The sequence below is a fragment of the Luteibacter sp. P4_E6 genome, from assembly GCF_056401535.1.
In genome coordinates, this window is record NZ_JBFUJE010000092.1 from 1 (window position 1) to 11761 (window position 11761).

The following is an 11761-nucleotide window of genomic DNA, read 5'->3' on the forward strand; positions in this document are numbered from 1 at the left end:
TGGGATCCGGGGGTGGGCAAAGGGGGGCAATGATAGCGGGCAAGCGGGCGGCGCGCTCTTGAGGCAGTCGGCCGTCGCCCCGATTTAGGCTTCAGGACAGTTACCGTCGTATCCCGGCGGGCGCATAATCGACGACTTTGCGGCCGCGGTGCGGCCTTCACAGGACAGCAATGAGCGGTTTCAGCCTCAGCAGCGAGCCTTTCACCCTYGAGCGCGACTGCCAGGCGGTCATGGTGCCGCAGGGCGAGACAGTGACGCTTCCGGCCGGCCAGATCGGCTACATCACCCAGGCCCTGGGTGGCAGCTTCACCGTGTATGTGGAAGGCAACCTGTTCCGCATTGCCGGCGCCGACGCCGACGCGCTGGGCAAGGAGCCGCCTCGCCCGATCGAACTGGAAGACGGTGCGTCGGACGACGAGGTCGAGAAGCTCGTCTGGCAGCAACTGCGTACCTGTTTCGATCCGGAGATTCCGATCAACGTGGTCGAGTTGGGCCTGGTCTACGACGTGAGTCTCGAAGCCACCGACGAAGGTGCGCGCAAGGCTTACGTGAAGATGACCCTGACCGCGCCGGGTTGCGGCATGGGCGACATCCTCATCGACGATGTCCGCACCAAGCTGGAACTCATCCCCACGGTGGTCGAAGCCGATGTCGATCTCGTTTTCGATCCGCCCTGGAATCATTCGATGATGTCGGACGCGGCCAAGCTCGAGACAGGCATGCTCTGAGCGTCAGGGTGCCAGCGAGACGGCGATGTCGGCTTCCAGCGACGCGCCGTAGAGCGCGACGGTCCTGATGTTCACCGGTGACCAGTAGCAGGCTGGCACGCGGTCGCCGGCCACCTGCACTTGCAAGCCGACGTGCGCGTCGAGTTCCAGGCTGCGAATGGTCGCGACGATGTCGTCGCGATGCGGTGCCAGCACGGCCAGCAACTGGCTGAGGGCATCGTCCAGTGAGTAGGTGCGCTGCTCGGGCAACTCCACGCACCAGCCATGGCTGCGCCGTTGCAAGGTGTCTCCCTCCGTTTCGCCGCGCTGCCAGCTTCTGGCGCCTTTCACGCCGAGCTCGTCGAGCAGGTGGTCGAGCGTGTGCCGTTCCGAGGTGAGCCGGAACGAGGCCCGGACCGAGGGCGTCATGTGGCGGAGGTCGAGGTCGATATCGGTGGGCTGCGTCATGGGGATCATCTTCGCAAGTTCATGTGCCCTAGGGAAATCCCTAGGTAGTCGACCGCGAGAACTTGCGCTAGGTTGACAAGGACTTTCGGCAGGGGGCCGGAGGTCGCAACGGGCATCGCGCTTCGGCGCGTCAATCATATCGTTCGGAATGTGGTCCACACGACCGCAAGGGATTCGTGTGGCCTGTTCCTGGAGGAGGAACGTAATGGCAAGTCATGTTCGCTTGAAACTCCTGGTCGCATCACTGGGTGTCGCCACCTGCGCTGTCGCCTCGGCGGCTACCGAGCAGGCCCTGCGTGCACAGAGCCTGGGAGCCGTCCCCGCCAGCCAGCTGGCCGCGAAACTCGGCCTGTCGGCCGACAACGCTTTCGTCGCGAAAACCGCACTGCCGACCGTCAGGGGTACGCAAACGGTTCGTATGCAGCAGACCTTCAAGGGCGTGCCGGTGTTCGGTCGTAGCATCGCCGTGGAGCAGGACGCCCAGGGCAATTCGCTGGTCGCCAATGGCGTGGTCACATCCGATCTGCAGGTGGACCTCGCATCGGTCACGCCTAAGATCGATGAAGCTCGCGCCATCGCGCTTCTCGGTAAGCAGGCGAAGACACTCGCCGGTGCCGTGGCCAAACCCGAAAACGCCAAAGCGGACCTGTACGTGTATCCGGGCGACGGTGTTCCCRCACGCCTGGTGTACCTGACCTCGTTCTTCTCCGGTGGCGATCATCCGACGCGCCCCACGGCGCTCATCGACGCCAACACCGGCGAGATCATCCAGCAGTGGGAAGGTCTGACCTACGCCGAAGTCAACGCCACCGGTCCGGGCGGCAATCAGAAAACCGGGCAATACACCTGGGGTGCCGGCGGCAAACCCGCCTTGATCGTGACGCAGTCGGGTAACACCTGTACGGCGCAGAACACGAACGTGAAGACGTACAACCTCAACCACGCCACGTCCGGCGCGGGAACGTTGTGGAGCTTCACCTGCTTCAATTCCACCGGCGATGCGATCAACGGTGCGTACGGCCCCATCAACGACGCCCATCACTTCGGTGGCGTGGTGCATGACATGTACACCGCGTACACCGGTGCGGCGCCGCTGAACCAGGTGCTGATCATGAAGGTGCATTACGGTTCCAGTTACGAAAACGCGTTCTGGGACGGCAGCTCGATGAACTTCGGCGACGGCGCCAGTACGTTCTATCCGCTGGTGGCTCTGGACGTGACCTCGCACGAAATCAGCCACGGCTACACCGAGCAGCACTCGAACCTGACCTACAGCGGCCAGTCGGGCGGCATGAACGAGGCCTATTCGGACATCGCCGGTGAGGCGGCCGAGTTCTACGACCGCGGTACCAACGACTTCCTTGTCGGTGCGGATATCGTCAAGGCCAGTGCCGGCATCGGCACCGCGCTTCGCTACATGTGCGATCCGCCGCAGGATGGTGGCTCGATCGGCAATGCCGCCGACTACACCAGCGGTCTGGACGTGCATTACTCCTCCGGTGTCTACAACAAGGCGTTCTGTCTGCTGGCGAAAAAGACAGGCTGGGACACGGTGAAGGCTTTCAAGGCATTCGCACGCGCCAATGCCCTGTATTGGACGGCGAGCTCCACGTTCAACAGCGGTGCGTGCGGCGTCGCCAGCGCAGCGACCGACCTTGGTCTCTCCGCGACGGATGTGGCCTCGGCGTTCACGGGCGTGGGCGTGACCTGCTCGACCGGTGGCGGCGGTGGTGGCACGGCACTGCAGAATGGCGTGGCCAAGACCGGTCTCGCCGGTAGTGCCAGCCAGGAGCTGAGCTACACGGTGGTCGTCGCCGCTGGCGCGCACAATCTCGTCATCACGACGAGTGGTGGCACGGGTGACGCGGATCTCTACGTGAAGTTCGGTTCCGCACCGACCACCTCGAGCTACAACTGCCGTCCGTACCTGACGGGTAACGCCGAGTCGTGCACGTTCACGACGACCCAGGCCGGTACGTACTACGTGAAAGTCCGCGGTTACACGGCTTTCTCGGGTGTTTCGCTGAAGGCAACCTGGACGCCGTAAGCGTTTGAGATAGTGCTGTACCCGAGGCCCGGCGGTGACGCCGGGCCTTTCTTTGTAAGCGTTGTCTCGAGGACGGTCTGCGTCATCCTCACGTTCGCTGTCGAGGTGCAGCGAATGGTCGAGCTAGTGCATGTCTTCTAGCGTGTTTCGACCGGCGCCGATGAGCGTCTTGTCGAAGGAACGCAGCATGTCGAAGTATTCCGGTTTGCCCCTTGTCGCTCTCGCTCTCGCGGTGAGCACGCGCGCCATGGCGTCGGACGCAGCGACGAATCGCTATATCGTCCACTTCGACGACCCGGTCACCGCGAAAGTCGCGGCGACGGAGATGACGCATGCCATGGCGCAGCGTGGCTCGCCTGCGTGGCATCTGCGTCACCTCGCGGCGGGCGGTGAGTTGCTCGAGCTCACCGCCGTCGAGGCAGAAGCCATGGCGGCATCGAAAGGTGTCGTGGCGATCGAGGAAGACCGCATGGTCACGCCGGCCGGAGGCATCATCGATTCCCTCTGGCGGCGCCAGTGGTATATGCACGACCCGAAAGTCGGCATCGACGCACCGGTGGCATGGGTCGACACGCGGGGGGAGGGCGCCGTTGTCGCGGTCCTCGATACCGGCGTCACGCCGCACCCCGAGTTCGATGGTCAGCTGCTTCCCGGTTATGACTTCGTCACCGATGCGCAGGCCGCACGTGATGGCAGCGGTCGCGATGACGACCCCACCGATGAGGGCGACTGGACGGAGCCGGGCGATTGCGGCGCTCGCCAGAGCACGCCCTCGTCGTGGCATGGCACGCACGTCACGGGCATCGTCGTGGCGCGCGCTGGCAACAGGCCAGGCATCGTCGGTGTCGCACCGGAGGCGAAGGTGGTCCCGGTGCGCGTCATGGCGCGGTGTGGCGGGCGGCTGTCGGACGTGGCCGATGCCATCGTATGGGCTTCCGGTGGTGAAGTGGCGGGGGTGCCCAGCCGTGCTCCGGTCGATGTCATCAACCTCAGTCTGCGCGTGCCCGGCGCCTGCAGCATGACCATGCAGCGCGCCATCTCGCAGGCGCGAGGTCGCGGCACGGCCGTGGTGGCGGCCGCCGGCAACGACTCGATCAAGGCCTCGACGGTGTCGCCTGCCAACTGCCCGGGAGTGGTTTCCGTCGCCGCGCTGGCACGCGACGGGAGCATGGCCTGGTATTCGAACCACGGTGATGGCGTGACCGTTTCCGCGCCGGGCGGTTCGCTCGGGGGAATGGGGGTGGACGACATTCTTTCATCGGTCGACGGCGGCGAGCGCGGCCGCCAGCGTCCCGTCTTCAAATACTACGCAGGCACATCGATGGCCGCGCCGCAGGTGGCGGGGCTGGTTGCGCTCATGCGATCGGCCGATCCGCTCATCGGCGTGGACGACATCACGACCCAGCTGGTGGACAACGCCCGGCCGCTTCCCGGCCCTTGCCCGAAAGGTTGCGGTGCCGGTCTGATCGATGCGGGCGCAACCGTGGATGCCGTGGTCGAGGATCGTATTCTTCCCCGGCCACGTTCCTGATCCGGTGAGTCAGATGGCTTCGAACCGATTTGCGTCGCGGTTCTTGCGCACCGTGGCCGGATCCCACACGCGGCCGTTCATCGCGATGTAGACGCCGTCGTCCAGTGTCTGCACCGCGCCCACGGCGCAACCAATGTTGAACACCGCATCGGAGCCCTGGAAACGCGCCGGGTTCAGCGCGCCGGTAAGGACGATGACCTTGCCGGGGATGCCAGCCAGCACGCGTGCGGTCTCGACCATGGTGTCGGTGCCGTGCGTCACCAGCACGTGGCGGTGCGGCTGCGCTTCGATCGTGCTGCGCATCAGCACACGGTCTTCATCCGTGACATGCAGGCTGTCCTTGCGCAGGATCGGAATCACGTCGAAGCGGAACGCGACGCCAAGCTGCTGGAGGATATCGGCGATCTGCGGGCTACCGATCTGGTAGTCCGATTTATCGTCGAAGTAGACCTTGTCGATCGTGCCGCCAGTGGTAACGATGGTGAGCTGCTGCATGTCTGACCTGGGAAGCCGGGTAAAGCGGGGCGCCCATTCTACCTCGTGACCGGGTTGRCCATTGCGTCGGCCGCGACCTTGCTTGCCCTGGCATGAGGCGGGGTGTCGGTCGCAAGGAGGATGTCTTCGTCGTTTTCCGGCAATGYCAGCCGGTCGAGGCCGCGCGCGAGGAATCGTCGGGAGGCAGCGGCGGGCCGCGCATCGCCCGCCGCGTTTGCCCATGTCGCCGAGCGCACCAGCAGCGCGGCTGCCATCGTCCGCGCCAGCGTGTAGGCGACCCCGCGGGCCGATGCTTCGAGGGAAGCGCGATCCGCGACGACGTCGCCGAGCAGGGCCTCGGTCGTGTCGAGCGTGGCCCCGATGACCGCGCGCTCCGGTGCGTCCGGGCCGATCAGGCCGTCGATCGCCAGGCGCAACGGGGCGATGCCGTTCGCGCCGATGGCACGCAGCATGTCGAGCGAGAGAACATTGGTCGTGCCCTCCCAGATGGCGTACACCTGGGCGTCGCGCAGGAGCTGTGGCAGCCCGGTGTCCTCGATGTAACCGGCGCCGCCGAAGCACTCGAGCGCTTCGGACACGATGCGTATCGACACCTTCGCCGTCCATAACTTGGCCAGCGGCGTGAGCAGGCGGAGCAGGGCGGCTTCGTGCGCCGCGCCTTCGCCGCGCTCGGTGCGACCAAGCAACTCGGCCACGAAGAAGGTGAGCGAGAACGCGGCCTCGAACTCGGCCTGCATGTCGGCAAGCGTGCGGGCGTGCAGCGGCTGATCGATCAGCCGCGCTCCGAACGCACTGCGCCGGGTGGCGTAATCGCGTGCGAGCGAAATCGCACGGGCCATGCTCGCGACTGCGCAAACGGCGTTCCAGGTTCGGGTCACGTTGAGCATCGGCGCAATCTGCCGCACACCGTGATCGAGCGGCCCGACCGGCGTCGCCGGCAAGCCGTCGAGATGGATCTCGGCGGTAGGCAGTTCATGCGTGCCCAGCTTCTTCTTGAGGCGGTCGATCGTGATGCCGCGCCAGGCGCCTTGCTCATCCTTGGTTTCGACGTAGAACAGGGCGAGGGCTGATGTTCCATGGCCAGCGCCTTCCGGCCGCGCAAGGGCAAGCGCGGCTTCGCCCACCACGGCGGAGCTGAACCACTTGCGGCCATGCAGCCGCCACTGTCCGTCGCTGTCCTGCCGGGCGATCGTCTCGGTGCGACCGACGTCCGAGCCGCCTGGCGTCTCGGTCATCCATTGCCCGGAAAGCCAGAACGTGGAGGCATCCCGGCTGAGAAAATGCGGTAGCGCGCGCTCGATGAGTGCATGGTTGCCCGAGGCGCGAATCGCGGTGGCGGCGCCGTCGGTCATGGCCAGGGGGCAGCAATAGAACTCGCTGGCGATGTGGTACAGGTAAACGCGTGCGAACTCTTCCACGCGTGCCCAGGCCGAGGCGTCGTGGCCGGACGCGAGCACGGCATGACGGGTGGTCACGCCGGGACCTTCTTCCCATGCGGGGGTGAGCGCGATGCGATCCACGCGTGCTCCCCAGGCATCCCATGAGGTGAGGACGGGTTCGGTGCGCGGCGTGCGGCCTCGTCGATCCCAGGCCATCACGGCATAGTCGCCGAGGGCATCGAGGTCGGCGCGCATGGCGTCGAGGCGTCCGGCCGGCAAGACGCGGCCGAGCCAGGCATTCAGTACACGGTCGGCGCGATACGGATGCGCCAGGCGAGGCGCGTCCTGCAGAAAACTCATCGTGGCATCCTCTCCGTCAATAAGCATGCCTAGCCTGCGCCGATGACTTTGGAGGGTCAACGACGCCTGCGGACGCCTGCGCCCAGCGTACCGATGAGCAGCAGCGTCAGTACGAGTTCGATCACGCCGAGCCAACGGTCGGGGCCGCCGCTCCAGGTTTCGGTGACACCGTGGCAGAAATAGAACAGCGCCAGTACACCGACCCAAAGCAGCGCGCGAGTGACCTTCGGCAGCGACAGCAACGGCAGCAGCAGAGGCGGCACGGTGAGTACGAAGGCGACCCACGTCGGAATCGACACCGGTGGATACAGCGAGTACCAGAGGATCTGGAGCGCGAGAAGTCCCGCCCATGCCCCGAGCCCGGTTTTCTGAGTGCCGCTGAGGGCCGCGCTCACGCGTGCGTCGCCAGTCGCCGCGCGACATCGGCCAGCCGGCGCCCCAGCGCGCGGGCGAGCTCCCGCTCGTGCTCGCTGATGACGTTATCCCCGCGACCGCCGGCCACATGGCTGGCGCCGTAGGGCGTGCCACCGGTGGTCGTGCTGGTCAGCGCGGGCTCGGTGTACGGGATGCCGACGATCAGCATGCCGTGGTGAAGCAGGGGCAGGGCCATCGACAGCAAGGTCGCTTCCTGGCCACCGTGCATCGTGCTGGTCGAGGTGAACAAGGCCGCGGGCTTGCCGGCCAGGGCGCCGGAAGCCCACTCCGCACCGGTGGTGTCGAGGAAGTACTTCAGCGGTGCGGCCATGTTGCCGAAGCGCGTGGGGCTACCCATGGCCATGCCCACGCACTCGACCAGATCGACGCGGGAGACGTAGGGGGCGCCCTCGTCCGGCTCGGGAGGCATGGCGATCTCGGTCACGGGTGCCACCGGGGGCGCCTGGCGAAGACGTCCCCGCATGCCGGGGACTTCCTCGATGCCGCGGGCGATGAGGCGTGCGAGCTGGGCCGTGTGGCCGCTACGGCTGTAGTAGAGTACGAGGACGTCGTGGGACATGGATGGGCGCCTGTGCGAAGGCACTAGTCTCGCAGAACTACCACACGTTCCCAACGTTTCGGGACAGGATTAAGGATAGACATGCCGCCGCTTCGCTTCGATCGCGACCGCGCCCTGAGCTTTACCCGTTTTACGTGGCTGCGCTTCGTCGACGACAAATGCTTCGAGACGGCCGGTGCGCTGTCCTACACGACGCTCGTCTCTCTCGTGCCGCTGACCGTCGCCGTGTTCGCGATTCTCTCGGCCTTCCCCGTGTTCGCCGAGTGGCGCGGTAGCCTGGCCAACTATGCCTTCCAGAACTTCGTGCCCGCCACGGGCATCAAGATCCAGGAATACATGCTTGCCTTTGCCGATAAGGCCAGCCAGCTGACAGGTATCTCCATCCTGGTCATGCTGTTCAGCGCGGTGTCGATGATGATCAGTATCGAAGACCGCATGAATCGCATCTGGCGTGTGCGCAAGCCACGCGGATGGACGTCGCGTCTTTTGCTCTACTGGGCGGCACTCACGCTGGGGCCGATCCTCGTCGTCGGCGGCCTCGTGCTCACCTCCTACATCACCGCGTTCCCGATGCTGCATGCGGCGGCCGACCAGATCGCCACGCAGAGCCGATTACTCAATTTCCTGCCGTTCGTGATCACCTTCGTCACCCTCGTACTGATGTACACCATGGTGCCCAATCGCCGGATCAACTGGAGGCACGCTGGCATCGGTGCCCTGCTTGGCGCGATCCTGTTCGAGGTCGCGCGCTGGGGCTTCACGCTGTTCATCCGTAACGCCCCGACCTACGAAGAAATCTATGGCGCGCTCGCGGCCATCCCTATCTTCCTGCTATGGATCTACCTGTCCTGGATCATCGTGATCCTCGGCGCGTCGATCGCCGCGTCGATTTCCGCGTTCGAATACACCATGCCGCAGGAAGCCCTGCCCGAAGGGGCGGAGTTCATCGGCTTGCTGGTGGTGCTGCAGCATTTCGTCGAGGCGCAACGCGCCGGCGACAGCGTGGATCCAGCCACGGTGCGCGTTCGTGCTCCCTACCTGCCGTCCAGTGCGATCACCTGCTACTTCGACGACCTGCAACGCTCGGACATGATCCAGCGCGGCGAGGCCGGTGGCTGGCTGCTCACCCGCAGCCTGGATTGCACCGAACTGCTCCGCGTCTATCGTTGCACCTCGTACCGCCTGCCACTGCATCCGCGCGACCAGGTGGAACGGCTCGGCATCTATCTCCCCACCGAGTTGCTCGTGCTGCTCGACCACCTTGCCGCCGCGCTGGACGCGACGCTGGGTGCGAGGCTCGATCAGCTCTTTCCCCCCGCTGTCGTTAGCGCTCCCGAGGATACCCCCGCATGATTCGCCGCTTTCTTGCCGTCGCCGTTGCCGCACTGGCTCTTGCCGGTCCCGCAGCCGCCGCCACGGCCACCGTACCCGACCTGAAAGTCACCACGTTGGACGGCAAGCCGTTCAGCCTTGCCTCACAGCACGGCAAGTGGGTCATCGTGAATTACTGGGCCACCTGGTGCGTGCCCTGCATCAAGGAAATGCCGGACATTTCCGCCTTCGTGAAGAACCACAAGAACGTGACCGCGATCGGCCTGGCCTTCGAAGATACCGACGCGAAGGACATCCGTGCCTTCGTGGCAAAGCATCCGGTCGTCTATCCGATCGCCCAGGTCGACGTGACGGATCCGCCGAAGGCCTTCGAAGAGCCGAAGGGCCTGCCGACAACGTACCTGATCGCGCCGGATGGCACGGTTGCCAAGCGTTTCGTGGGTCCCGTCACCGAGCAGAGCCTCGGCGAGGCCATCAGCAAGGGGAAATGAGATGAAAGCCGCTCGCTTCGTCGTGAGGGGAAAGGTGCAGGGTGTGTTCTTCCGTGCGTCGGCACGGGAGAAGGCAACGGCACTCAAGCTCACCGGCCATGCTCGCAACCTGCTGGACGGCAGTGTCGAGGTGGTCGTCTATGGCGAGGCGGCGGCGATCGACCGGCTCGAGGTGTGGCTGCACGACGGCCCCGAGTCGGCGGAGGTCAACGAACTCTACCGCGAGGACATCGGCGCACACGACGCGCCGACCGAGTTCGTCGCCCGATAGTCGGGAAAGTGCCCTGCTTTTGTAGGAGCCGATTCATCGGCGATCCCGTGGCAGCGGGCAAGGTCGCCGCAAGCACCCATCGCCGCTGAAGCGGCTCCCACAGGTCAGTCGGTGGGGCCCGTCGCATTCGCAGGGCGGGCCAGGAACGTCACCGGCAGCTTCTCCCCATCGGACAGCGCGAACGTCACGACAATTTTGTCGCCGGGTTTCACCGGATGCTTCGCACCCATCAGCATGACGTGGTAGCCGCCAGGCGAGAACGCCAGCTTGCCCTTCGGCGGCAACGGCACGCTGTCGACCATTTCCATGCGGCCCATGCCACCATCGGTGCTGCTGCGGTGGACCATCGCGTCGGCGTAGTCCGCTGACGAGGCACCGACGATGGATACCACGCGATCGGACACGTTCTCGAAGCTCACGTAACCGCCTGCAGGGAGGTTGCCGGGAAGCACGCGCAACCAGCCATCGCTGGCCTTGACGGTAGGCGCATCGGCGGCGTGTACCGCCCCGGTGAAGAGCAGCATGGCGGCAACGAGCGAACGGAAGATCACGGTTGGGCTCCCAGCGAAGTGAGGAGGTGCAGGTCGTGCACCATGTCGTCCTGCGAGGCGGACGGCGTAGCCAGCAGGCGGGCCTTGCCCTGGGCGTCGAAGAAATAGATGGCCGAACTGTGGCTCACGTCGTAGGCACCGTCGCCGCGGTCGGGCTCACGGGTGAAAGCCGACCGGTAGCGCTTGGCCAGCGCCTCGACGTCGGCATCCGAACCGACCAGGCCGACGGCGCGCTTGTCGAACGCATTGACGTAGGCATGCATGATCTCCGGTGTGTCGCGCTTCGGGTCGACGCTGACGAACAGGATGCGTACGTTGTCTGCCGTTGGCCCGAGGCGATCCAGGACCACGTGCAACTGGGTCAGCGTCAGCGGGCACACGTCGGGACAGTGCGTGTAGCCGAAGTACATGAGCGTGACCTTGCCCTTGAAGTCGGCGCCGGTGACGGCCTTGCCGTTGTCGTCGGTGAGTCGGAAGTCGAGGTCGGGCAGGTGGCCGGACACGTCGGTCAGCCGCCAGGCGGGCTGCGGCTCGTGCTGGCAGCCGCTCACGCAGACGAGGGCGATCAGGATCAGCAAGGCCCCAAGGGCCCGGCGGGAGAACGACGGCTTCATGCGACACTCCGCGACATATCCCGCAAAGGATACGCCACCCGTGCCGGCCATCAGGCACTTCCCCTGTCAGGAACGATCCGGATGCGACAACATGTCAGCGGCGCCCATGCCCTTCTCGTCGGAATCGCCGGCGCGTCGGCCGTGGCCCTGGGTGCCTTCGGCGCGCATGCGCTGCGCGGCGTTGTCGACGACCGCGGGCTGGAGATCTGGCACACGGGCGTCGAATACCATTTCTGGCACGCGCTGGCGCTCTTTGGCGCGGTGATCGGTTTGCCGCCGGGACGGGCGCGATCGGTAACGATCGGCTTGTTCGCGCTGGGTATCGTGCTGTTCTCGGGCAGTCTCTACGCGCTGGCGCTGGGTGCGCCGCGTCTGGTCGGGCTGGTGACGCCGGTGGGTGGGGTCGCGTTTATCGTCGGGTGGATCGCGGCGGGGCTCTCGCTGCGGCAGCGCTCTGCTGCGTAGAAGCATCGCCGATGAATCGGCTCCTACCGAGCGTGGGGCTGAGAACTGCCGTGCCC

Annotated in this window: 14 protein-coding genes; 7 read left to right on the plus strand and 7 right to left on the minus strand. The window is 65.6% G+C overall.

Annotation, left to right across the window (positions count from 1 at the left end; all coding sequences use genetic code 11):
* The first annotated feature begins 170 nt into the window (after window positions 1-170).
* Complete coding sequence (gene sufT / locus AC1DT2_RS08160) at window positions 171-728, plus strand: putative Fe-S cluster assembly protein SufT (RefSeq protein WP_063573378.1); 558 nt, start codon at window positions 171-173, stop codon at window positions 726-728.
* Between the two features lie 3 nt (window positions 729-731).
* Here the strand turns inward: sufT and AC1DT2_RS08165 are convergent, their stop codons facing one another.
* Window positions 732-1175, minus strand: coding sequence for a DUF4279 domain-containing protein (locus AC1DT2_RS08165; RefSeq protein WP_213947774.1), 444 nt, complete (start codon window positions 1173-1175; stop codon window positions 732-734).
* A gap of 205 nt (window positions 1176-1380) precedes the next feature.
* Between AC1DT2_RS08165 and AC1DT2_RS08170 the strand changes: the two genes are divergently transcribed.
* Entirely contained in the window at window positions 1381-3222 is a 1842-nt protein-coding gene (locus AC1DT2_RS08170; RefSeq protein WP_477295763.1) for a M4 family metallopeptidase, read from the plus strand.
* Between the two features lie 187 nt (window positions 3223-3409).
* Entirely contained in the window at window positions 3410-4753 is a 1344-nt protein-coding gene (locus AC1DT2_RS08175; RefSeq protein WP_477295765.1) for a S8 family serine peptidase, read from the plus strand.
* A 9-nt stretch (window positions 4754-4762) separates the two neighbouring features.
* Here AC1DT2_RS08175 and AC1DT2_RS08180 read toward each other — a convergent pair whose 3' ends face one another.
* From AC1DT2_RS08180 to wrbA, 4 genes are read right to left on the minus strand one after another with little or no spacing between them, the layout of a single operon-like run.
* Window positions 4763-5248 carry an asparaginase domain-containing protein gene (locus tag AC1DT2_RS08180; protein WP_213947777.1) on the minus strand — a complete coding sequence of 162 codons (486 nt, stop codon included), beginning with the start codon at window positions 5246-5248 and terminating at the stop codon, window positions 4763-4765.
* Window positions 5249-5286: 38 nt separating this feature from the next.
* Complete coding sequence (locus AC1DT2_RS08185; RefSeq protein WP_477295767.1) at window positions 5287-6987, minus strand: acyl-CoA dehydrogenase family protein; 1701 nt, start codon at window positions 6985-6987, stop codon at window positions 5287-5289.
* A gap of 56 nt (window positions 6988-7043) precedes the next feature.
* On the minus strand, window positions 7044-7382 hold the full coding sequence (locus AC1DT2_RS08190) for a DUF2069 domain-containing protein (RefSeq protein ID WP_477295769.1): 339 nt from the start codon (window positions 7380-7382) through the stop codon (window positions 7044-7046).
* On the minus strand, window positions 7379-7981 hold the full coding sequence (gene wrbA, locus AC1DT2_RS08195) for an NAD(P)H:quinone oxidoreductase (RefSeq protein WP_477295771.1): 603 nt from the start codon (window positions 7979-7981) through the stop codon (window positions 7379-7381). The genes AC1DT2_RS08190 and wrbA overlap by 4 nt, the downstream gene beginning before the upstream one ends.
* Window positions 7982-8062: 81 nt before the next feature.
* Between wrbA and AC1DT2_RS08200 the strand changes: the two genes are divergently transcribed.
* The 3 genes from AC1DT2_RS08200 to AC1DT2_RS08210 are packed head-to-tail and all read left to right on the plus strand — an operon-like array spanning window position 8063 to window position 10075.
* A complete protein-coding gene (locus AC1DT2_RS08200; RefSeq protein ID WP_213947780.1) occupies window positions 8063-9334 on the plus strand; it encodes a YihY family inner membrane protein in 1272 nt (423 codons plus the stop codon).
* A complete protein-coding gene (locus AC1DT2_RS08205; protein WP_477295774.1) occupies window positions 9331-9804 on the plus strand; it encodes a TlpA family protein disulfide reductase in 474 nt (157 codons plus the stop codon). The genes AC1DT2_RS08200 and AC1DT2_RS08205 overlap by 4 nt, the downstream gene beginning before the upstream one ends.
* A 1-nt stretch (window position 9805) precedes the next feature.
* Window positions 9806-10075, plus strand: coding sequence for an acylphosphatase (locus tag AC1DT2_RS08210; protein WP_213947782.1), 270 nt, complete (start codon window positions 9806-9808; stop codon window positions 10073-10075).
* Window positions 10076-10179: 104 nt separating this feature from the next.
* Here AC1DT2_RS08210 and AC1DT2_RS08215 read toward each other — a convergent pair whose 3' ends face one another.
* Together AC1DT2_RS08215 and AC1DT2_RS08220 are read right to left on the minus strand one after the other, a co-directional pair.
* Entirely contained in the window at window positions 10180-10626 is a 447-nt protein-coding gene (locus AC1DT2_RS08215; protein ID WP_477295776.1) for a copper chaperone PCu(A)C, read from the minus strand.
* On the minus strand, window positions 10623-11240 hold the full coding sequence (locus AC1DT2_RS08220; protein ID WP_477295778.1) for an SCO family protein: 618 nt from the start codon (window positions 11238-11240) through the stop codon (window positions 10623-10625). Before AC1DT2_RS08220 ends, AC1DT2_RS08215 begins: the two co-directional genes overlap by 4 nt.
* Window positions 11241-11321: 81 nt before the next feature.
* On the opposite strand from AC1DT2_RS08220, the gene AC1DT2_RS08225 reads away from it, so the two are divergent.
* Window positions 11322-11705 (plus strand): DUF423 domain-containing protein, encoded by a 384-nt coding sequence (locus tag AC1DT2_RS08225; RefSeq protein ID WP_477295780.1) that lies wholly within the window; start codon window positions 11322-11324, stop codon window positions 11703-11705.
* The last annotated feature ends 56 nt before the right edge of the window (window positions 11706-11761 follow it).

What these genes read in the sequence shown, in the direction of transcription:
- AC1DT2_RS08165 (WP_213947774.1), bottom strand. Translation starts at nt 1,175, where the DNA reads ATGACGCAGCCCACCGATATCGACCTCGACCTCCGCCACATGACGCCC.
- AC1DT2_RS08175 (WP_477295765.1), top strand. Translation starts at nt 3,410, where the DNA reads ATGTCGAAGTATTCCGGTTTGCCCCTTGTCGCTCTCGCTCTCGCGGTG.
- AC1DT2_RS08180 (WP_213947777.1), bottom strand. Translation starts at nt 5,248, where the DNA reads ATGCAGCAGCTCACCATCGTTACCACTGGCGGCACGATCGACAAGGTC.
- wrbA (WP_477295771.1), bottom strand. Translation starts at nt 7,981, where the DNA reads ATGTCCCACGACGTCCTCGTACTCTACTACAGCCGTAGCGGCCACACG.
- AC1DT2_RS08200 (WP_213947780.1), top strand. Translation starts at nt 8,063, where the DNA reads ATGCCGCCGCTTCGCTTCGATCGCGACCGCGCCCTGAGCTTTACCCGT.
- AC1DT2_RS08205 (WP_477295774.1), top strand. Translation starts at nt 9,331, where the DNA reads ATGATTCGCCGCTTTCTTGCCGTCGCCGTTGCCGCACTGGCTCTTGCC.
- AC1DT2_RS08210 (WP_213947782.1), top strand. Translation starts at nt 9,806, where the DNA reads ATGAAAGCCGCTCGCTTCGTCGTGAGGGGAAAGGTGCAGGGTGTGTTC.
- AC1DT2_RS08220 (WP_477295778.1), bottom strand. Translation starts at nt 11,240, where the DNA reads ATGAAGCCGTCGTTCTCCCGCCGGGCCCTTGGGGCCTTGCTGATCCTG.
- AC1DT2_RS08225 (WP_477295780.1), top strand. Translation starts at nt 11,322, where the DNA reads ATGCGACAACATGTCAGCGGCGCCCATGCCCTTCTCGTCGGAATCGCC.